Origin of the sequence: Yoonia maritima (assembly GCF_003003285.1) — a bacterium.
Lineage (GTDB): Bacteria > Pseudomonadota > Alphaproteobacteria > Rhodobacterales > Rhodobacteraceae > Yoonia > Yoonia maritima.
On sequence record NZ_PVTP01000006.1, the window covers coordinates 37,779 to 57,998 of the forward strand.

The following is a 20,220-nucleotide window of genomic DNA, read 5'->3' on the forward strand; positions in this document are numbered from 1 at the left end:
ACAAATGTTTTACCGCCACCGGTTCCTAGCCAGTATTCTGCGTTTTGGTTGTTCTGCAGTCGTCACTCAACATGCGTTGCATCGAGTACTATCATCGCAAAGCATTTTGCAAAGGTAACTCAGTTGCACGTACGATACGCAAAAGGTCAATAAATCCAGCGACTTGATGCCCGCGCGTCGCAACGCCTTTTTTGACAGTTGCAATAGATGCATCGCCAACCGTTCCGTCAGGATTCAGATCAGAGGCAATCCAACCACGGCTGATTGATCCGGTCGGCGCAATTACATCCGTTTCAGCAATTGATTTAAAATTCTCTGCATACGCCATATCTACGCAATCTGGTCGCATGGCCAGCATCAAGGATGTTTCAACGTCGCCCCCATGAATGCCGTAAGCCAGTTCATGCGCGCTATACATGCCTTCTGGGTGGCCAAAACTGCCCCATTGGCATTTCACCGCAAGCATTCCCGCCTGAACACGTAATTCGCGTGATAAAATCGAAATAAGGTCCAGATTTCCCCCGTGGCTATTGACGATCACGATTTTTTTGAACCCTGCACGCGCGACAGACAGGCCAATTTCCGTCCAAGCAGCCAAGGCCGTCGCGGCTGTCAAAGTTAGTGTACCACGCGCCCACAGGTGTTCGTTTGACTTTCCAACCGCCTGAATTGGCAAAATCCATGGATCAAGATCACTTGGGCATTGCGCACGAAATTCATCAAGCATGCCCTGCATGATCATCGTATCCGTGCCAACGGGCAAATGTGGCCCATGCTGTTCAATCGCAGCCGTTGGCAAAATAGCGATGGCCGTTTCTGGATCAATGGCTTTGAAATCAGGGGCGCGGCGATCGGCCCAATCGAGGTTTCTCATGATGGTTCCTTCGTAATATATGTCGCATCCAAACGCGCGCGCAGATAATCGGCGGCCATGATTGGGGGATAGTGTGGGTCGCCAGTTCCGGGCAGCGCCTTGATCACGCTGTCAGGGTTCGGATCTAAAAAGAACGCGATTGACCGTCGCGGGCGTGGCGGTGCGAGTACCCGGTGTGGGGTCGAGACATAGACGCGGTTGCTCCAACGCATCAAACAGTCACCGATATTGACGATAATAGCCCCGTCCACTTGGGGAACATCCATCCAGTCTTGCCCACGTGGCCGCACCTGTAACCCCGGCGCACCATCCGTCATCAGCAAAGTAACCGACCCGTAATCGGTATGTGCGCCTGCCGCGATTGTGGCATCCTGTTCGGCATTCCCTTTGGGATACGACAACAAACGCAGCGTCGCCATTGGTGCATCAAAGTGCCGATCAAAATAGTCGGGCGGCAAGTTTAAATCTGCTGCAAAAGCCTGATGTAATTGAATACCCATTGCTAAGGCCGCGTCGAAATACGCCAAGGCCGTATCACGAAAGCCAGGCAAATCAGGCCAGACATTCACGCCGCGAAATGGCTCAGCGGCAATAATGCGTGGATCATCCGCAGCAAGGTCATAACCAATGTTAAAAGCCTGCTTTTGATCCATCTGACCTGACGTTTCATCAAGGCTTTCCGTACCTTGCGCCGCCCATCCACGATTGTGTGGATTAAGGCCAATAGACAGCGGTTTCTTTACCGCGTCAGGCAGTGCGAAAAATATGTCGCCTTGTACGAACATATCATTGATTAATGATGCCGATAACGGGTGGTTTTTTATAACGAAAAAACCATGGTCACGACAAATCGGGCCCAGTTTTGCGGCAAAAGCATCGGGCGCGTTGGTGAATTCATTCCAGTCTAAAATCGGAACCATTTTCTAGCCTTTCTAATATGCGATCATGCAACAAGTCGATCAACTTTGCGTGCTACACGCGCCAGATGCGCCTTGCGGCTGGCATCGGTTGAACTGTCCATGAGGTAGTGTGCGGCAAAACTGGTGCGGCACCGTTTTGCACAAAGTAGACGTACACCGCGCATCAATGTGCGGCGCCCCGGAGCACCGATAAACCGTGTGAGCCACCAACTGGCACCGCAGGTCGTATAAACCCCGAACCGTTTAATATGCGTCAGGTTCGGAATGATATCCCCGCCTTCTGGGGGCGGCATTTGAAACGCAACGCCCGAGACCAATACCCGGTCCAACCAACCTTTCAAAACAGCTGGTAAACCGTACCACCATGTTGGGTAGACAAAGATGATCGTGTCGCACCATTCAATCGCTGCACAATGATTTTCGATCCCGACGCGGTTTAGCCTTTTGTCTTCAATGAACTCTAATCCTTGTGCCGTCATGCGTGGATCAAAGCCATCAGCATAAAGATCCAACAACCGAATTTCGGCCCCCGCATGCGTCAGCCGTGCAATGACCGTATCTTTGATAGCATGATTAAAGCTTTCCGCGCGTGGATGGCAGTAAACAACAAGCGCCTTCATTAAAACGCCTCCATCTCGCGGCGAACGCGGTCAAGGTGTGCTTCAAGGGCTGGCGTTTGATTGTTGTTCATATCGTACAGCGGAATATACCGTTTCTTGGGCATACCGCAGGCATACCAAATATGGCGCGTGACGCATTTACGCGGTGGATCGCCGTTCAAAAATGCCCGAAACCGCGTACCGCCATATGTCGTACAGGCAGCAAATTTTTTAATGTTTGTCAGCCCCGGTCGGATACCACCATCAGCCAAATGAAAGCTGACACCGGGCAGAAAGACCCGATCAATAAATCCCTTAAGGATCGCGGGATATCCAAAGTTCCAAACAGGAAACACCATGACCATCGCATCAGCGGCCTGCAGTCGTTCGACGTAGGGGCGTACTTTATCAATGTTGCTTGGCGTATCGTGATATTCACGGCGCTCTAGTTCCGAAAGAACAGGATAAAATCCCTCTGCATTCAAATCACAATCATCAACGTCCCAACCTTTGGCTTCCAACGTTTCAACCACAACATTGTGCACAGCCGCGTTAAAGCTCTCTGGGCAAGGATGCGCAAATAAAACCAAAACACGCATCTATGCCTCCTTTGGTGTCATGGATGGGTAGTCGTATATTTTAGCGTAATCCCAATCCGGTGTGTCGAATGAGATCATTTTCCCGGGGTTCAAAAGCCCCTTTGGGTCAGCCTCTTTTTTGAAAGACAATTGGCGTTGGTCAGAATGCTGGCGCCCGCCTTCTTCCAATGTATAGCGGTGTGGATTGAAAATTTGCGCGCCTGCGTCTTCGTGAATACGAATAATTTCATCTAGGCGTTCTTCGGTCGTAAATTTGACCAGCGACAAACCCGCAAACGACACTTTGCCATTCACGCGGATCGCTTCGAGATGTTGCAAGACTTCTCCGGGGAAGGTCGCGCGCATTTTCTCGATCAAGGCATTATGATCGGGATAGGCATAGCGCACCTGCAAATATGTAATGCTAGGGTCAAATTTCAACGCACGCAGCGTGGTGTGGTTCCAGCCATATTCAAAGACCAAACCGGGATTGCGCGGCCAATCCGTATCGTCGGAACGGTAGATCAACGACAGCTCTGGGCGGCGGGTCAAAAACGTCACCAAGGCATCCATGCTTTGTGGGGCAACCATCAACCCTACCAGCGCGTCATCTTCGGCCACATGTGGGGAAACACGTTGGAAATACGACTTGGCCACAGGTGCTTCGTAGACTGAAGCGATCTTAAGCAGCACTCCGTCTTCGTTCGCTAATCCTTCGGCGCAATCCATGGCTGCGGCAAAGTCCTTGGTCGCGACAAAGCAATGCACCCAATCATATGCTGGCGCCAATGGCAGTTCGAGTTCGGTAATAATCCCGTTGGTACCATACGCATGTGACACCCGCGCGAGCTCTTCTCCGCGGAATTCAAGAACCCGTGGTTCTGCCTCCATCGTGACAACCCGTAGGCGGATGATATTGCCCAAATCACGCAGCTGCCCCCAAGTGACCGAACCAACCCCACCAGACCCACCGGCAACAAACCCGCCCACGGTCGCCGTGGCCCAGGTTGATGAAAACATCCGCAACTCATGGCCGCAATGTGCGATGCAATGAGCATCTAGGTCTTTTAGCAAACACCCCGGCTGCACAACAACGCGGCCCGGTTCGCAGGATGTGACTTGGTTCATGTATACCAGATGCATGACACAGCCGCCGCGCATTGGCATCGCTTGACCATAGTTCCCGGTACCTGCACCACGCGTCGTAACCGGGACGTCATGTTCGTAACATACCTTAAGAATTTCGATCACTTCCGCTTCGTTGCGCGGGCGCACCACGAAATCTGCCAAGAGGTGATCCATCCGCGCCTTCAGCACCGGAGAATACCAAAAGAAATCACGCGATGCGGTACGAATAGCGTGTGGATTTTCTTCGACATCAAGATGTGAAAGCGCCGTTTTTGCGGCCGTAATATTGGGGGTCATGTCGTAGCCTTAAACAAGTGATCAAGTTCAGAATAATCCGGTAACGTCCGTTCAATTTGCACACCGTCACGCAACACGATGCGGTCGGATTGAGGGCGCGCCATAAATTCGGTCCAACTGCGCGCGCGGCACACCACAAGGTCCGCAGGCGCACCAACAGTCAGGCCAGCCACGTCAAACCCGCAGGCCTGTGCGGGCGTGGCGCTAAAGGATTTGATCCAATCGGGTCCACTATGGTCAAGGTGGGCAATGCGTGTGGCTTCGCGCAGAACCTCAATCATGTCCAAATCGCCGTAGGCATAAAACGGATCGCGAGTGTTATCCGACGCAAAGCTGACAGAAATACCGCGCGCCTTCATTTCATGAACAAGCGTGACGCCGCGATTGCGCGGCGTGCGCCCTGCATGACGATCCTGCAAATACATGTTGCACATGGGTAAACTGACGACGTCCAGATCGGCGTCAGCTACCTTGTCTAGCGTGTCTAATGCGCGGGCTTCGTCTTGGGTCGATAGTGAACACAGGTGCCCAACCAGAACGCGCCCGGTATATCCTGTCGCCTTTTTTGCGTCGCAAATATCGCGCAATGTCTCGACCGAATGATCCATCGTTTCATCAACGTGAAAATCAACATCCAGCCCGCGTTCACCAGCAATGGTAAAGAATTTACGCAAGAACAAATCAAGCCCATCCATCGGCAAGGTAACCATACCCAATACGCCTTTGTGTTCTTGGACCAGATCGGCCGTACGCAGAAACCGGCCATCAATGTCAGCGACGATGCTAGTGGATAGGCTTGCACCTTGTAGCGCGATTTTTCCGGCCCATTTTTCCCGCAAAGCAGATAGTACTGGCCACGAAATTTCGTCTTGATCCGGTGGGCAATCCAGATGGGTACGCACCGCACGGGTCCCATGCGCATAGGCACAGCGAAGTGAAAAATCGGCGCGCGCGAAAACATCATCGGCGGTCCAATTGGCGTGATCTGCCATGACCGTGTCTTTCGCGCCCCAGAACGACCCGTCAGGGTTGCTTGCACGTGGCCAGATGTGACCTTTGTCCAAATGGGTGTGCCCATCGACAAAAGCAGGCAAAATCATCGCCCCTTGCATGTCGACAGCTTCTTGGTGCGATGCGCCATCCACCGTATCAGTAACCGCCGCTATTTTGCCGTCATCAATACCGATATCCACGCAGATTAGGTCGCCGTTTCGTCCTAATAAACATGCGGGTACTGTCGTATTGAGCAACGTAAATCGCCCTTTAGGAAGTGTCTTAAAATCCATATTCACTCTCGTTTCAGGGCACTTTCGTGCCAGCGATAAAGACAAAGGTGACTGATCAGGCTCATCAAACCAAAGATCGCCACCCCCATAACTGAGATCAAAATGAGCGCCGCATAGAGCCGCCCAAAGTTAAAGCGATAAGACGCCTCAAGCAGCGTTGACGCCAAACCAAGCCCGGTACCCGCGCGACCGATAACAAATTCCGCGACAACCGCGCCGATCAACGCTAAGCCGCCTGCAATTTTGAGCCCGCCTAAAAAGTAGGGCAGCGCCGACGGGGCAGATAAATACCGCAACCTTTGCCACCGAGTTGCGCCATAGATTGTGAACAAGTCTTCGAGATTGTGATCTGTCGACTTCAGTCCAATTGTTGTGTTGGACAAAATCGGAAAAAACGCCACGATCCATGCACAAAGCAACGCTGCAACAAAGGCATTATCAACATAAACTTGAAGCAAAGGCGCGATGGCAACAACAGGCGTCACTTGCAGGATCACCGCATAGGGAAACATGGCCATTTCGACCAGTTTTGATTGCGTAAAAGACACTGCAATGGCCAAGCCACCAATGACAGCAAAAAGCAACGCAAGCACCGTCAAACGCCCGGTCATCAGCATCGCTGGCCAAAGAAGTGACCAGTCCGCGACCAGCGTTTTCGCGATCAACAACGGCGAGGGCAAAATGTAATGCGGAACCTGTGCAATCGTCACGTAGGCCTGCCAGCCACAGATAAACAGCACCATCATCAATGATGGCAGCGTCCAGCGAGCAATGGCAAAAAGCCGTTCTTTTCTGGCAATATTTTCTTCTTCGATATCGACGCTTTTGTCTTCAACCATCTGAGCATTTTCACGACTCATACTGCGACCTCCATAGCCTGATGAAGCGCATCGGATGCTTCGCGCGCAAATGCGGCATAGTCAGCAGATGTACGGAACTCTTCCGTGCGTGGGTAAGGTGCTTCGACGTTCAGTTCCCGAATAACGCGGCCTGGACGTGCAGCCATGACAACGATGCGATCAGATAAAAACACCGATTCAAATACGGAATGGGTGACAAAAATCACTGTACAACCGACGGCATCGCGTAACGCCAAAAGGTCATTGTTCAGCTTGTGGCGGCTAATTTCATCAAGCGCGGCAAAAGGTTCATCCATCAAGATCAATCGCGGCTTAGTGACCATCGCCCGCGCAATCGCGACACGCATTTTCATGCCCCCGGACAGTTCACGCGGATACGCGTTTTGAAACCGCTCTAATCCGACAAGCTTAAGTGTTTGCAGCACCTCGTCTTTGACCTCAAAATAGCTTTTCCCGCGCAGCCGATATGGCAGCCAAACGTTATCTTTCACCTTGGCCCACGGCATCAGCGTTGGTTCTTGGAACACAACACCAAGATCGCCCTCGCCTTGGCCACCGCTCCATTCGATTACGCCGTTGGTTGGTCGCATAAGACCTGCGACCAATCGCAACGCAGTGGATTTTCCGCAACCTGACGGACCGAGCAGCGAAATAAAATCGCCTTGGTTCACCGTAAGGTTCATATCTTTCAGGGCGACCACGTCACCGCGAAAGGTCTTTTCAATGTGCGACATCTTTAGAAGCTCTGGGCGTTCGCGCAGAGGGGCACGATTAACAGTCATTCAAAATTCTCCGATGTGAGGGCGCGACAGCCGCACCCTCATTTTGGTGCGGTTTAGTCTGCTAATTCGACACCAAGACCATTGCCGACAAATGCGGTCGAATAGGTCGCACTATAATCAAGGCCTGCGGAAATCACGCCAGCATCGACCATCTTGTCATAGAAATCCGCGATCTTTTCATCGGTCATGACACCGATACCCATGGTCTCGGAATCGCCAGAAATCACGATACCGGCTTCGATCATTTTCGCGATACCGTAGTCGATTTTGTCCTGTGTCATTTCAGGGTTATCGGCCATGATCATCGCGTTCGCAGCAGCGTTGTCGCCGTACAGATAATTATACCAGCCAAGGATGGAGCCTTCGACAAAACAGGTCACTTCTTCGGGTTTGCCGGCGATTGTATCTGCCATGGTTTCGATGGTCGTGGCATAGGTAGAATAACCAGCATCAGCGATCAAAAAGACCTCTGGGGTGAAGCCCGCTTCTTTTTCGATCAAATATGGTTCAGATGATAGGTACCCCTGCATCGCCATAGTTTCGTCGGCTAGGAATGGCGCGGGGTTAAACGTGTAAGGTTGACGTTGCTCGGCGGTGAACCCATAAGATGCGATCATCCACTGGTAAAAACCCTGATAACCATTGTCCCCAATCAAAAGCGTCAGGTCCTTGAGGTCTTCAAAGGTGGTTGCCGCACCGGGATGGGTGATCAGAACTTGGGGAATTTTCTGGAACATCGCGGCGACAGCGACAACCGGGATATTCTCTTCTGCGGCGTTAAAGACACCCGTCAAGTCACCCCCCATGTGGTAATCAATACGCCCAGCCAAAAGCAAAGCACGGTTGTTCACCTGTGGGCCGCCCTGAACGATGCTAACGTTCAGACCGCATTCTGCGTAGGTGCCATCGGCAACTGCCTGATAAAACCCGCCATGTTCTGCCTGCGCCAACCAGTTCGTACCAAACGATACATCGGTGGTATCTGCTAATGCAGTGGTTGCGCATAATGCAGCGAAAGATGACATTGCGATAAGATTTTTCATAACATTTTCTCCATATTGAACAGTGATTTAGGTATTGTTTTTTGGTTTGAAGTTGCGCGATGGTTGGTAAGGAACCAGCGCAAAAGGATGTGCCTCATGATCAAAAGCGTAACCCCTGAAACCATGGCGCCGCCCTTTGCCCGCTACGCCCACGGCATTGCCGATACGCAGTCTGGCCTCGTTTTGACGTCGGGACAGTTGGCGCTGGACGTTGACGGCACGATCCCCGATGGGGCCCAAGCACAGGCGCAATTGATCTTTTCGAACATCGACGAAATCCTGGCGCAGGCCGGGACAGATAAATCCCACGTGTTGAAGGTGCACGCCTACGTCACCGACCGCAGTCACATGGCGGACTACATGGCCGCGCGCGATGTTTGGCTTGCGGATATTCCGCATTTGCCCGCTTCGACCTTGATGATCGTCAGTGGCTTTACCCGCCCCGAATTCGTGGTCGAGATTGAGGTTACAGCCAGATTGCCGTGACCCAAGGCTTGCGCCATCAATAGAGTTGATACGCGCCATCACTTTTTCCCGAAATTCGCGCCAAGGCGCATTTGGATATAGTCATGGCCCGTTATCGGCTCGTAAATGCCTTTGGGTCCTTGCAGCACAGTATCCATATTGGCCTGCGCAAAATAAGCGATTGAATAGCGTGGGCCGAGACTTTCATCCGGCTTTGGCATGCGTACGCGGTGAAGGTTCGACAACAATTTATCATCGCTCCAACGCATCAACATATCGCCGATATTACAGGTGATGACCCCGCCAACAGGGGGCACGTCTGTCCAGCCTAGAACCCTGCCATCCGCATCTTTGCCGGGACAAACCTGTAACCCACCCTGCCCCTGTTTTTGATGCAGCAAGGTCAGACAATCAAAATCCGTATGCGCCCCTGCACGCCAGTATTTAAAATCTTCTGGTGTGGCATCTTCCATCCCGAGGTAATGGATCAGGCGCAGCGTCGATTGGTACTGTGGCGATAGTGGATCATGGCCCTCGACAAACAGGTCATCCGCGACACCTAACTTCGACGTAAAGCATGATAAAACACGCATCGCCAAAGCCCAATTCATACGTTCGAACGCTAGCATTGTGGGTTTAAAATCAGGCACATCAGACTCGCGGGGCCAAAGATTGGCCATGCGTGGCAACGTGATTTGATAACTTTCTTTTTGATCTGCGGTTCCTGTGGACGGCCGCACCTGCGCTTTGTATTCCCAACCCGCATTCGTGCCGGGTTTCAGCGGGAATTTTTCTTTTTCCTGTGCGTCCAGATCAAAGAATGCTGCCGAACGATCAAATGCGTCGTCGATCAGGCTTTGCGGGATACCGTGATTGATAAGTTGGAAAAAGCCGATGTCTGTTGCGGCTTCCCACAAACTTTCTGATATCTCGGCGCGCCGCAAGTGGAAATCAGACATATCGATTTGAGGAACATCTCTCTCGATAGTTACCCCAGCGCTGCCAATGTGCCGTTCTTTTTCAAGCTCTTTTAGTCGTACTTCATTCGTCATATTCCCTCCTTGCCGCGCAGAAGTCTGCGCAGCTCTCAAAGGGAGCAATGACCTACGCACATGGGGCGCTGCCAGCTTCTACTCCTGCTAGATGTGACACCCAGCCATTAGGCCAAGGTCAATGATTGTAGACGGCGATCGTAGACAAACCCTACACAGCCAATCCGGCTTTCTTGTTTCGACCACCGACTGGAAGCTTCTTGTTTGAGAAACCACTATCAAACGCTACGGCACCTCAATGATCTCTGTCATGAATTTTGGGCCCACCAGTGTCGGTCACTCCACGATCTTGATCATTTTTTAGGCCCGCCAAGCCGTTGCGCACAAAAACTAAACGCAAAATCTCCCAAAGTTTGACAAATGTGCCAACAGATATCCCAACCAAGGGTCAGCTAATGGTGTGAACATTTAAACCCCAATGCTGACGACAAAAGCCTGCCGATGCATAACCACATGCATTGACGCGGACCTATGGAATAGGAAATATGACGATCCTATGACACAGCAACTGAACGCATTCTTCGCAGCCATGTCCGACCCGACCCGTCGGGCGGTGATTGAACGGCTTGTTTGTGGACCCGCTAGCGTCAGCGAATTACACGCGCCTCATGACATGGCGCTGCCGACGTTTATGCGGCACCTTGGGGTTCTGGAAAAAACTGGCATTGTACAGTCAGTTAAAAAAGGTCGGGTGCGAACCTGCCATATCGAATATGCCCCCCTGATCGAAGCCCAAGGATGGCTCGCGTGGCAAAGGCACTTATGGGAACATCGTCCAGATAACTCTGACAAACGACAAAAACAGGCCGATCAAATTGCCTAATTTTTGACCATCAAGTCAAAAATGCAGCGCGGCACTGCGCATTTTCTCTTGCTAAATCGCCCCCGCAACGCTTTCATGGACGCTAGTTTAGCCAAAGCGTCTACGCCGCATCGACGCTCAAGGCTGGGATATATGTTTTGGTAAGGCGGCAGGTTTACAATATGGATGTCACGTTTCTTCTGAATGGGGAAACCGTGCAGGTGGATGCGGAACCGACGCAGACCTTGCTGGACTGGCTACGCGTGGAACGCGGGCTTTGCGGCACTAAGGAAGGTTGCAACGAAGGGGACTGTGGCGCGTGTTCCGTTCTGGTGCGCGATGACACCGGCGACAAAGCCCTGAACGCCTGCATTCTTTTCATGCCACAACTTCATGGAAAATCTGTCCGTACCGTCGAAGGGATCAGCGGCCCTGACGGCGAACTGCACCCCGTCCAAGAGGCAATGATCAGTCACCACGGATCGCAATGTGGTTTCTGCACGCCGGGCTTTATTGCCTCGATGGCCGCAGGGCACAGCCAAGGACGCACCGACCATGATGATGTCCTTGCCGGAAACCTGTGCCGCTGCACAGGCTACGCCCCAATCATTCGCGCAGCCAAAGCCGCAGAAACGGCCGAAGTACCCACGTGGCTGAACGATGATCTGCCCAGCGTATCCCCTGCTCCCTATGCGCCGCGAAACCTTGAAGAGCTTGCCACATGGTACGCTGCCAACCCTGATGCTACCCTGATCGCCGGGGCCACTGACGTTGGGCTGTGGGTCACCAAGCAACTGCGCGACCTGCCAAACATTGCGTTCCTAAACCGCTGCGCAGAACTACGCGAAACGACCATCGGCAGCGACGATATCTTTATTGGCGCGGCGGTCACGATGACCGAAACGCTTGCACTGGCCCGCGCCCATCACCCACACTGGGCAGAGATGATCCGGCGCTATGGATCCGAACAAGTGCGCAACGCCGCTACCATCGGTGGCAACATCGCCAATGGTTCACCAATTGGGGACAACCCGCCTGCGCTGATTGCAATGGGCGCAACGTTGCACCTGCGCCACGGCAACGCAGAACGGCAAATGCCAATCGAAGACTTCTTTATTGCCTACGGCAAACAAGACCGTGTGCCCGGCGAACTGGTAACAGGTGTGACGATCCCGAAAGCAGCACCCGACCTGCGATGCTACAAAATCTCGAAACGGTTTGACCAAGATATCTCTGCAGTCTGCGGGTGCTTTAACGTCACCGTATCTGATGGCGCCGTCGCCGATGCCCGCATCGCATTTGGCGGGATGGCGGGCACCCCACACCGCGCCACCGCCGTAGAAACCGCCCTGATCGGCCAACCATGGAACAGCACGACAATCGCCCAAGCCGCCGCAAAATTCGGTGACGACTACACACCCCTGTCAGACATGCGCGCCTCAGCCGCGTATCGGCTCAAGATCGCACAAAACCTACTGCACCGCTACTTTGCTGACCGCACCGGACAGGCCACTAACGTGCTAGAGGTCACCGCATGAGCGTCGCAAAACCCCTTCCGCATGATGCGGCCAAACTGCACGTGACGGGCGCTGCCCGCTATATCGACGACATTCCGACACCTGCAAATGCGCTACACTTGGCGTTCGGCATGTCCGAAATCGCGCGTGGCAGCTATACCATGAACCTAGACGCCGTTCGCGCAGCCCCCGGCGTGGTCGCTGTGCTTACCGCCGATGACCTGCCCTTTGCCAATGATGTGTCGCCCTCTGTCCATGACGAACCGTTCCTCGCGACGGGTGCGGTACATTATCTGGGTCAGCCGCTATTCTTGGTCGTCGCTGACAGCCACCTGAACGCGCGCAAGGCTGCACGGCTTGGCACTGTCAACTATACTGAAGAAACGCCAATCCTGACGATTGATGAGGCGCTTGCCGCCAACAGCCGCTTCGAAGAAGGCCCAGTTATCTGGAAAAAAGGCGACGTTGATACCGCGCTGTCAAATGCCCCGCTCCAGTTGCGTGGCAGCATCACGATGGGCGGCCAAGAACATTTCTACCTCGAAGGTCAGGCCGCCCTCGCATTTCCGCAAGAGGGCGGCGATATGCTCGTCCACAGTTCCACCCAGCATCCCACCGAAATCCAACACAAAGTGGCAGAGGCGCTTGGGGTTCCAATGCACTCCGTACGCGTCGAAGTCCGGCGCATGGGTGGTGGCTTTGGTGGCAAAGAAAGCCAAGGTAACGCGTTAGCCGTCGCTTGCGCCGTCGCTGCGCGGGCGCTCGGTCGCCCCTGCAAAATGCGTTACGACCGCGACGATGACATGATGATCACGGGCAAGCGGCATGACTTCCGGATCGACTATGTCGCTGGCTATGATGACACTGGCAAACTCAGCGGCGTTGATTTCACACAGGCCACGCGTTGTGGCTGGGCGCAAGACCTATCGCTCCCTGTTGCGGACCGCGCCATGTTGCACGCCGACAATGCCTACAACTTGCCAGCAGTGCGCATCACGTCCCACCGTCTAAAAACCAACACGCAATCTGCGACCGCCTATCGCGGGTTCGGTGGCCCCCAAGGGGTGCTCGGCATTGAACGGGTGATGGACCATATCGCAAGCGAACTCGGGATCGATCCCGTCCTTGTGCGGCAACGCAACTACTACGCGGCGGCAGACCGTAGGGTGGATCTTGATCCACCCGCCCCCCAGACTACGCCGTATCACATGCCGGTCACTGATTTCATCCTGAACGAGATGACGGAACGGCTGATTGAAACGTCAGATTACAAAAAACGACGCGAAGCCATTGCACAATGGAACGCCGACCAACCGATCCTGAAAAAAGGGATCGCGATCAGCCCGGTCAAATTCGGCATCTCCTTTACCCTGTCGCACCTGAACCAAGCCGGGGCGCTGGTGCATGTCTACCAAGACGGCTCTGTTCATATGAACCATGGCGGCACAGAAATGGGCCAAGGGCTGTTTCAAAAGATCGCGCAGGTCGCCGCCAGCCGTTTTGGCATTGATGTCAGCGCGGTCAAGATCACCGCGACCGATACGGGCAAAGTACCGAACACGTCAGCCACGGCAGCGTCGTCAGGGTCCGACCTAAACGGTATGGCAGTCGCGAACGCCTGCGACACAATCCGCGACCGGATCGCCGCATGCCTCGCCGAACTGCATCAAAGCCGGACAGAGGACGTGCTGTTCGAAGAGGGCCAAGTCACCGTTGCAGGCGAAACCATGTCCTTCGCGCAGGCCGCAATGACCGCCTATCAAAACCGGGTCAGCCTATCGGCCACAGGTTTTTACAAAACACCGGGTCTTGCTTGGGATAGGACCAAAGGCACTGGCACACCATTCTTTTACTTCGCACAAGGGGCCTCCGTCACCGAGGTCGTCATCGACACGCTGACTGGCGAAAACCGGATTCTACGCACAGATATCCTGCATGACGCGGGCGCATCACTAAACCCCGCCTTGGATATCGGTCAGGTCGAGGGCGGCTATGTCCAAGGCGCAGGTTGGCTAACGACAGAAGAGCTCGTTTGGGATGACAAGGGGCGGCTGCGGACCCACGCACCATCAACCTATAAAATCCCGGCCTGTTCAGATCGGCCTGATGTGTTCAATGTCGAGCTGTGGGATGAACCAAACCCCGCTCAGACGATCTATCGTTCCAAAGCGGTGGGCGAACCACCGTTCATGCTGGGCATATCCGCATTCTTAGCACTTTCCGATGCGATCGGTGCCTGCGGTCCGAACTACGCCGACCTTCAGGCCCCTGCGACTGCCGAAGAAGTCTTGAAGGCGATCCACAGGGCACGCGGATGACCAACGGCATTCGGATCACCATTACCAAAACCGCCGGGTCAACGCCCCGCGATGCTGGCACACAAATGATGGTCTGGCCGGATAGGACCGAAGGCACCATCGGTGGTGGGCGGCTCGAATGGGATGCAATTGCCGAAGCCCGCAGCATGCTGATGAACGGGCAAACAACGCAAACCCGCACGATCCCACTGGGGCCCGGACTTGGACAATGTTGCGGCGGGTCCGTGACGCTGTCGTGGGAACGTGCTGATGGCATGATCGCAGGCCAAGCACGACCACTTTGGATCTACGGCGCGGGCCATGTCGGTCGGGCCATCGTCAATGTCATGGCCCCCCTGCCCGATTTTACGATCACTTGGGTAGACACCAGCGCAGATCGGTTTCCCAAAACAGAGACCACGACATTGGTCGCGAACGATCCATCCCAAGTCGTCAAACACGCGCCCGACGATGCAGATCACCTGATCCTGACTTACAGCCACGACATGGACCTCGCGCTGTGCCATGCGATTCTATCACGTGACTTTCACAACGCCGGACTCATTGGATCAGCGACGAAATGGGCACGTTTTCGGACACGGCTCGCCGCATTGGGGCACGCGCCGGAACATATTTCGCGCATCGCGTGTCCAATCGGCGATCCATCTCTTGGGAAACACCCGGCGGCCCTTGCGCTTGGCGTCGCAACCGCGATGATCGCGCCGCAAACGCACCGGACCAAGGACCGTACCGCATGAACCAGCCATTGCTTGCCCTGTCCGGGCTGACCAAAGCCTACCCCGGTGTAGTCGCCAACAAAGATGTGTCGTTCGAAATCGCACCCGGCGAAGTCCACGCGCTGCTTGGTGAAAACGGCGCGGGCAAGTCGACATTGGTCAAAACGATCTATGGGCTGGTGAAACCCGATAGCGGCACCATGACCCTGAACGGCGCCCCCTATGCGCCTGCCGAACCACGCGCAGCCCGCGCATCAGGCGTGGCCATGGTGTTCCAGCATTTTTCGCTATTCGACGCGATGAACGTGGCCGAAAACATCGCACTTGGTATGGAAAACCCACCGCCCCAACGCGAGATCGCAGAACGCGTGCGTGCCGTTTCCGACCAATATGGGTTACCGCTTGATCCTTCTCGGATCGTTGGTGAATTGTCAGCCGGTGAACGCCAGCGGGTGGAAATCATTCGCTGCCTGCTGCAAGACCCAAAACTGCTAATCATGGATGAACCCACCTCGGTTCTGACCCCGCAAGAGGTCGACATCCTATTCAAGACCCTGCGCAAGCTAAGCGCCGAAGGCACCGCGATCTTGTACATCTCGCATAAGCTCGAAGAAATTCGGGCGCTGTGTGAAAACGCGACTGTGCTGCGGTTGGGCCAAGTCGTTGGCACCTGTGATCCACGCGAGACAAGCGCACGCGATATGGCAGAGCTGATGGTAGGGTCCGCCCTGCTTGTGCCTGAACGCGCGGCACGCCCAACAGGCGAAACGGTCCTGTCACTTCAGGGACTGTCGGCAAAGGCACCGCACCGATTTGGCACCGCCCTACGCGATATTTCGATTGAGGTGCAAAAAGGCGAAGTTCTGGGAATTGGTGGCGTTGCAGGCAACGGCCAAGACGAATTGGTCGCAGCCCTATCCGGCGAAATGCGTACCGCCAAAGGCATGGTAAATTATCAAGGACAAAGCATTAGCCAGCTTGGGCCCAACGCCCGGCGTAAGCTTGGTCTTCTAACCGCACCAGAAGAACGGATGGGCCACGCCGCTGCCCCCGACATGAGCCTAACCGAAAACGCCGTTCTGACCGCGACAACGCGCCAGAAACTGGCCAATAAAGGTTTCGTAAACTGGCGCAAGGCACGCAGCTTTGCTGAGGAAGTCATCAGCACCTTTGACGTGCGCACCCCCGGCCCACAAAATGCAGCGCGATCATTGTCTGGCGGGAACCTGCAGAAATTCGTGATCGGCCGCGAGATCATGCAAACCCCTGATGTTTTGGTAGTAAACCAGCCAACATGGGGTGTTGACGCGTCGGCAGCAGCATCTATTCGTCAGGCACTTCTTGATCTGGCCGCCAAAGGCACCGCCGTGATCTGTATTTCGCAAGACTTGGACGAACTGATGGAAATCTCTGACCGCTTTGCCGCGCTAAACGAAGGCCGGCTATCAGCCCCACGCCCAGCGCAGGGCCTCACGGTCGAAGAAATCGGCCTGATGCTTGGTGGTGCGCATGACATGGAGATCGCCCATGTTGACGCTTGAAAAACGTGCGCAGCCTTCGCGCGTCTGGACACTGGCCGCCCCAATCTTTGCAGTATTGCTGACGATGATATGTGGTGGGCTATTGTTTGCGGCGCTGGGCAAGGACCCGTTCGAAACCATCCGCACGATTTTCTTTGACCCATTGTTTTCTGAATTTGCGTGGTTCTACCGCCCACAACTTTTGATCAAGGGCGCACCGCTTGTGCTGATCGCGATTGGGCTATCCTTTGGCTTTCGCGCAGGTATTTGGAACATCGGCGCCGAAGGTCAGTATATCGTCGGTGCAATTTGCGGCGCAGCTGTTGGGCTGGCGTTTTACCCAACTGAATCGATCTTTATCTTTCCTCTGATGATTGTTGCTGGGGTGTTGGGTGGCACGCTTTGGGCGCTGATCCCAGGGATTTTGAAAGTCAAATTCGACACGAATGAAATCTTAGTGTCGCTTATGCTCGTCTATGTGGCAGAACAATTACTGGCATCTATGGCGCTGGGCACACTGCGTAACCCTGATGGCATGGGCTTTCCGGGATCGCGCAACTTAGCCAAATACGACAGCGCCACCAGTTGGATATCAGAGATATGTAGGCATGCATTGGGGCGTTGTCGTTGCCCTGATCGCTGTCATCTTTGCCTATGTGACGCTGTCGCGCCATCTGTTTGGTTTTAATGTCCGCCTCGCCGGGCAAAGCCCGCGCGCCGCTCGCTTTGCTGGCGTGAACCCCAGCACCTTAGTGCTGATCTGTATGGGTATTTCGGGCGGTCTTGCTGGCGCCGCGGGCCTATTCGAGGTCGCAGGCCCTGCTGGGCAGATCAGCATTGATTTCAACGTCGGCTACGGGTTCACAGCGATTATTGTCGCCTTTCTCGGTCGTCTTCACCCTATTGGCATTTTGCTAGCTGCAGGCCTGATGGCCCTCACCTACATCGGGGGCGAGATCGCCCAATCCAACCTTGGCCTACCCGGCGCAGCGATCCAACTGATGCAAGGGATGCTGCTGTTCTTCTTGTTGATGGTGGATGTTTTGACAAATTACCGCGTGCGGTTTGGCAAGGGGGCAATCGCCTAATGGACTGGACCGCAATCAACCCCATCCTGTTGCTTGCGTCACTAATGGTGGCAGCAACTCCAATCATATTGGCGTCAGTCGGCGAATTGATCGTTGAACGCGCTGGCGTTCTGAACCTTGGCGTCGAAGGTATGATGATCACCGGTGCTGTTTGCGGGTTTATCGTTGCGGTCAATACCGGGTCTCCCGTGCTTGGCTTTATTGGTGCCGCGATCGGTGGTGCGATGCTGTCACTGCTGTTTGGCTTCCTCACCCAATTTCTATTATCGAACCAAGTCGCCACTGGTCTTGCGCTCACGCTATTTGGGCTAGGCCTGTCGGCGTTGATGGGGCAAAGCTATATCGGGATCAAAGCCCCGGATTTCCCTGATTGGCACATTCCGTTGCTTGGCGATATTCCAGTTATTGGCCCAATCGTGTTTCAGCATGATCCAATGGTCTACGTTGGGCTGTTACTCGTCGTCGTCGTATGGGCGTTTCTGAAATACAGCCGCGCGGGATTGATCCTGCGTGCCGTCGGTGAAAACCACGAAGCAGCACATGCCTTGGGTTATCACGTGGTCCGCGTGCGGATGCTTGCCATTATGTTTGGCGGGGCCTGTGCTGGACTTGGTGGGGCTTACCTTAGCCTTGTCCGCGTGCCGCAATGGACCGAAGGCATGACCGCCGGCGCGGGCTGGATCGCACTTGCGATTGTGGTCTTTGCAAGCTGGAAACCACTGCGGCTTTTGCTTGGCGCCTATTTGTTTGGCGGCGTGACCGTGTTGCAGCTAAACTTACAAGCAGCCGGGATGGCGATCCCGGTAGAATATCTTTCCATGTCGCCGTATCTGGCAACAATAGCCGTTCTGGTTATTATGCGTGCTGGACGGGCGCCGGGATCACTGGGCCAATCTTTCCATGCCTCACGTTGAGGCGTCACCACCAAGGGGATGAGTATGACTATCAAATCAATTATGGCCGGGGCAACATTTGCCGCAAGCCTTAGCACAGCAGCCTTTGCTGAAGATCCAACGAAGGTTGGCTTTATCTACGTCGGCCCCGTGGGCGACGGCGGCTGGACATACGAACACGATCAAGGGCGTCTTGCCGTAGAAGAAGCATTCGGCGATGCAGTTGAAACTGTCTACGTTGAAAACGTACCAGAAGGCGCTGACGCAGAACGCGTTCTACAGCAAATGGCACTTGGCGGTGCTGACCTGATCTTTACAACGTCGTTCGGCTACATGGACCCAACGATCAACGTTGCAGAAAAATTCCCTGACGTGAAGTTCGAGCACGCGACTGGCTATAAGCAAGCCGACAACGTGTCCGTCTATTCTGCACGTTTCTACGAAGGCCGTGCTGTTCAGGGCCACATCGCTGGTCACATGACCGAAAGCAACGTCATCGGCTACATCGGGTCTTTCCCAATCCCCGAGGTTATCCGCGGCATCAACTCTGCTTACATCCACGCTAAGGCTGTAAACCCTGACGTCGAATTCAAAGTGGTCTGGGCCTACACATGGTTTGACCCTGCAAAAGAAGCCGAAGCAGCAACTGTTCTGATCGAACAAGGCGCTGACGTGATCCTGCAGCACACAGACTCAACTGCACCACAGGCCGCAGCGCAGGCGGCTGGCAATGTCGTGACCTTCGGCCAGGCGTCTGACATGGCTGAATTCGGTCCATTTCCACGCGTATCTTCGATCATCGACAACTGGGGCCCATACTATGTTGCGCGCACCCAAGCCGTCATGGACGGCACATGGGAAAGCACAAACACATGGGATGGTATCGGCGCTGGCATGGTTGGCATCGGTGAAATCACCGACGCAGTACCTGCAGACGTAAAAGCATCCGCAGAAGCCCTGCGCGATAGCCTTGCTTCTGGCGAATACCACGCGTTCACTGGCCCGCTGAACAAGCAAGACGGCACAGCATGGTTGGCTGAAGGCGAAACTGCAGACGATGGTACTCTTGCAGGCATGAATTTCTACGTTGAAGGCCTGACTGGCGATATCCCGCAGTAAATCTGCAACTAATGATCTGGAAAAGCCCCGTCTTTGGCGGGGCTTTTTTGCATTTTCAGTACAAAACACGGTCAGCCAGCAGGCGAAAAACTGCGAGTCAGTACGGGTTTAGATGATTTTTGCGAGCATATATTGTGGCTATCGCAAATCACGCGGCCACATTTGGGACACAAAAACAATTTTAGGTTGTGCGTTTTGGAGGGTGTAAGTGGTGTGATTATTTAGCAACCCAAATCGCATCGGACAGCGGCATTGCTTTATAGCGAAGCCCCACCTGCAGCTTTTGTGCAAAATACAGAATTAATTGCATTTCTGGCAATTGCAATTGTCTAAACGATTTTAGTTCCTCTCCCCAATTTAATA

General features: G+C 54.2%; 18 protein-coding genes and 1 pseudogene. 9 read left to right on the forward strand and 10 right to left on the reverse strand.

The window, feature by feature from the left end; translation table 11 throughout:
• Window positions 1–91: 91 nt before the first annotated feature.
• Genes CLV80_RS10175 through CLV80_RS10215 form a run of 9 tightly spaced genes read right to left on the reverse strand, consistent with a single transcriptional unit; the run spans window position 92 to window position 8,367 of the window.
• On the reverse strand, window positions 92–874 hold the full coding sequence (locus CLV80_RS10175; RefSeq protein WP_106357744.1) for a creatininase family protein: 783 nt from the start codon (window positions 872–874) through the stop codon (window positions 92–94).
• Window positions 871–1,794, reverse strand: coding sequence for an isopenicillin N synthase family dioxygenase (locus CLV80_RS10180; protein WP_106357746.1), 924 nt, complete (start codon window positions 1,792–1,794; stop codon window positions 871–873). Before CLV80_RS10180 ends, CLV80_RS10175 begins: the two co-directional genes overlap by 4 nt.
• 23 nt (window positions 1,795–1,817) lie before the next feature.
• The gene (locus CLV80_RS10185) at window positions 1,818–2,414 is read right to left on the reverse strand and encodes an NAD(P)H-dependent oxidoreductase (protein ID WP_106357748.1); all 597 of its coding nucleotides are present in this window, start codon (window positions 2,412–2,414) and stop codon (window positions 1,818–1,820) included.
• Window positions 2,414–2,992 carry an NAD(P)H-dependent oxidoreductase gene (locus tag CLV80_RS10190; RefSeq protein ID WP_106357750.1) on the reverse strand — a complete coding sequence of 193 codons (579 nt, stop codon included), beginning with the start codon at window positions 2,990–2,992 and terminating at the stop codon, window positions 2,414–2,416. Before CLV80_RS10190 ends, CLV80_RS10185 begins: the two co-directional genes overlap by 1 nt.
• Window positions 2,993–4,396, reverse strand: a complete 1,404-nt coding sequence (locus CLV80_RS10195) for an FAD-binding oxidoreductase (RefSeq protein WP_106357752.1) — start codon at window positions 4,394–4,396, stop codon at window positions 2,993–2,995.
• Window positions 4,393–5,682, reverse strand: a complete 1,290-nt coding sequence (locus CLV80_RS10200; RefSeq protein ID WP_106357754.1) for a cytosine deaminase — start codon at window positions 5,680–5,682, stop codon at window positions 4,393–4,395. The genes CLV80_RS10195 and CLV80_RS10200 overlap by 4 nt, the downstream gene beginning before the upstream one ends.
• Window positions 5,683–5,684: 2 nt before the next feature.
• Complete coding sequence (locus CLV80_RS10205; protein ID WP_106357756.1) at window positions 5,685–6,542, reverse strand: ABC transporter permease; 858 nt, start codon at window positions 6,540–6,542, stop codon at window positions 5,685–5,687.
• Window positions 6,539–7,324: an ABC transporter ATP-binding protein gene (locus CLV80_RS10210; protein ID WP_243394508.1), complete on the reverse strand. Its 786-nt coding sequence runs from the start codon at window positions 7,322–7,324 to the stop codon at window positions 6,539–6,541. Before CLV80_RS10210 ends, CLV80_RS10205 begins: the two co-directional genes overlap by 4 nt.
• 53 nt (window positions 7,325–7,377) lie before the next feature.
• The gene (locus CLV80_RS10215; RefSeq protein WP_106357758.1) at window positions 7,378–8,367 is read right to left on the reverse strand and encodes an ABC transporter substrate-binding protein; all 990 of its coding nucleotides are present in this window, start codon (window positions 8,365–8,367) and stop codon (window positions 7,378–7,380) included.
• A gap of 96 nt (window positions 8,368–8,463) precedes the next feature.
• Between CLV80_RS10215 and CLV80_RS10220 the strand changes: the two genes are divergently transcribed.
• The gene (locus CLV80_RS10220; protein ID WP_106357760.1) at window positions 8,464–8,853 is read left to right on the forward strand and encodes a RidA family protein; all 390 of its coding nucleotides are present in this window, start codon (window positions 8,464–8,466) and stop codon (window positions 8,851–8,853) included.
• A gap of 38 nt (window positions 8,854–8,891) precedes the next feature.
• On the opposite strand, the gene CLV80_RS10225 is transcribed toward CLV80_RS10220, so the two are convergent.
• Window positions 8,892–9,884, reverse strand: coding sequence for an isopenicillin N synthase family dioxygenase (locus tag CLV80_RS10225; protein WP_106357762.1), 993 nt, complete (start codon window positions 9,882–9,884; stop codon window positions 8,892–8,894).
• A gap of 496 nt (window positions 9,885–10,380) precedes the next feature.
• Between CLV80_RS10225 and CLV80_RS10230 the strand changes: the two genes are divergently transcribed.
• The 8 genes and pseudogenes from CLV80_RS10230 to CLV80_RS10265 all read left to right on the forward strand — a co-directional run bounded on the left by CLV80_RS10230 (window position 10,381) and on the right by CLV80_RS10265 (window position 19,857).
• On the forward strand, window positions 10,381–10,707 hold the full coding sequence (locus tag CLV80_RS10230) for an ArsR/SmtB family transcription factor (RefSeq protein ID WP_106357764.1): 327 nt from the start codon (window positions 10,381–10,383) through the stop codon (window positions 10,705–10,707).
• A 161-nt stretch (window positions 10,708–10,868) separates the two neighbouring features.
• Window positions 10,869–12,224, forward strand: a complete 1,356-nt coding sequence (locus tag CLV80_RS10235; protein WP_106357766.1) for a xanthine dehydrogenase small subunit — start codon at window positions 10,869–10,871, stop codon at window positions 12,222–12,224.
• Complete coding sequence (xdhB, locus tag CLV80_RS10240) at window positions 12,221–14,521, forward strand: xanthine dehydrogenase molybdopterin binding subunit (protein ID WP_106357768.1); 2,301 nt, start codon at window positions 12,221–12,223, stop codon at window positions 14,519–14,521. Before CLV80_RS10235 ends, xdhB begins: the two co-directional genes overlap by 4 nt.
• Entirely contained in the window at window positions 14,518–15,258 is a 741-nt protein-coding gene (gene xdhC / locus CLV80_RS10245; protein ID WP_106357770.1) for a xanthine dehydrogenase accessory protein XdhC, read from the forward strand. Before xdhB ends, xdhC begins: the two co-directional genes overlap by 4 nt.
• Window positions 15,255–16,778: an ABC transporter ATP-binding protein gene (locus tag CLV80_RS10250; protein ID WP_106357772.1), complete on the forward strand. Its 1,524-nt coding sequence runs from the start codon at window positions 15,255–15,257 to the stop codon at window positions 16,776–16,778. The genes xdhC and CLV80_RS10250 overlap by 4 nt, the downstream gene beginning before the upstream one ends.
• Window positions 16,765–17,845: pseudogene (locus tag CLV80_RS10255) on the forward strand (ABC transporter permease). Before CLV80_RS10250 ends, CLV80_RS10255 begins: the two are co-directional and overlap by 14 nt.
• The gene (locus CLV80_RS10260; protein WP_106357775.1) at window positions 17,845–18,759 is read left to right on the forward strand and encodes an ABC transporter permease; all 915 of its coding nucleotides are present in this window, start codon (window positions 17,845–17,847) and stop codon (window positions 18,757–18,759) included. Before CLV80_RS10255 ends, CLV80_RS10260 begins: the two are co-directional and overlap by 1 nt.
• Before the next feature lie 24 nt (window positions 18,760–18,783).
• Window positions 18,784–19,857: a BMP family ABC transporter substrate-binding protein gene (locus tag CLV80_RS10265; RefSeq protein ID WP_106357778.1), complete on the forward strand. Its 1,074-nt coding sequence runs from the start codon at window positions 18,784–18,786 to the stop codon at window positions 19,855–19,857.
• Window positions 19,858–20,220 lie beyond the last annotated feature (363 nt).

Bases quoted from the DNA above. Each gene is read 5' to 3' on its own strand.
- CLV80_RS10210 (WP_243394508.1), bottom strand. From the start codon at position 7,324: ATGACTGTTAATCGTGCCCCTCTGCGCGAACGCCCAGAGCTTCTAAAG.
- CLV80_RS10195 (WP_106357752.1), bottom strand. From the start codon at position 4,396: ATGACCCCCAATATTACGGCCGCAAAAACGGCGCTTTCACATCTTGAT.
- CLV80_RS10215 (WP_106357758.1), bottom strand. From the start codon at position 8,367: ATGAAAAATCTTATCGCAATGTCATCTTTCGCTGCATTATGCGCAACC.
- CLV80_RS10225 (WP_106357762.1), bottom strand. From the start codon at position 9,884: ATGACGAATGAAGTACGACTAAAAGAGCTTGAAAAAGAACGGCACATT.
- CLV80_RS10185 (WP_106357748.1), bottom strand. From the start codon at position 2,414: ATGAAGGCGCTTGTTGTTTACTGCCATCCACGCGCGGAAAGCTTTAAT.
- CLV80_RS10220 (WP_106357760.1), top strand. From the start codon at position 8,464: ATGATCAAAAGCGTAACCCCTGAAACCATGGCGCCGCCCTTTGCCCGC.
- CLV80_RS10235 (WP_106357766.1), top strand. From the start codon at position 10,869: ATGGATGTCACGTTTCTTCTGAATGGGGAAACCGTGCAGGTGGATGCG.
- xdhC (WP_106357770.1), top strand. From the start codon at position 14,518: ATGACCAACGGCATTCGGATCACCATTACCAAAACCGCCGGGTCAACG.
- CLV80_RS10175 (WP_106357744.1), bottom strand. From the start codon at position 874: ATGAGAAACCTCGATTGGGCCGATCGCCGCGCCCCTGATTTCAAAGCC.
- CLV80_RS10200 (WP_106357754.1), bottom strand. From the start codon at position 5,682: ATGGATTTTAAGACACTTCCTAAAGGGCGATTTACGTTGCTCAATACG.
- CLV80_RS10190 (WP_106357750.1), bottom strand. From the start codon at position 2,992: ATGCGTGTTTTGGTTTTATTTGCGCATCCTTGCCCAGAGAGCTTTAAC.
- CLV80_RS10260 (WP_106357775.1), top strand. From the start codon at position 17,845: ATGGACTGGACCGCAATCAACCCCATCCTGTTGCTTGCGTCACTAATG.
- CLV80_RS10180 (WP_106357746.1), bottom strand. From the start codon at position 1,794: ATGGTTCCGATTTTAGACTGGAATGAATTCACCAACGCGCCCGATGCT.
- xdhB (WP_106357768.1), top strand. From the start codon at position 12,221: ATGAGCGTCGCAAAACCCCTTCCGCATGATGCGGCCAAACTGCACGTG.
- CLV80_RS10230 (WP_106357764.1), top strand. From the start codon at position 10,381: ATGACACAGCAACTGAACGCATTCTTCGCAGCCATGTCCGACCCGACC.
- CLV80_RS10265 (WP_106357778.1), top strand. From the start codon at position 18,784: ATGACTATCAAATCAATTATGGCCGGGGCAACATTTGCCGCAAGCCTT.
- CLV80_RS10250 (WP_106357772.1), top strand. From the start codon at position 15,255: ATGAACCAGCCATTGCTTGCCCTGTCCGGGCTGACCAAAGCCTACCCC.
- CLV80_RS10205 (WP_106357756.1), bottom strand. From the start codon at position 6,542: ATGAGTCGTGAAAATGCTCAGATGGTTGAAGACAAAAGCGTCGATATC.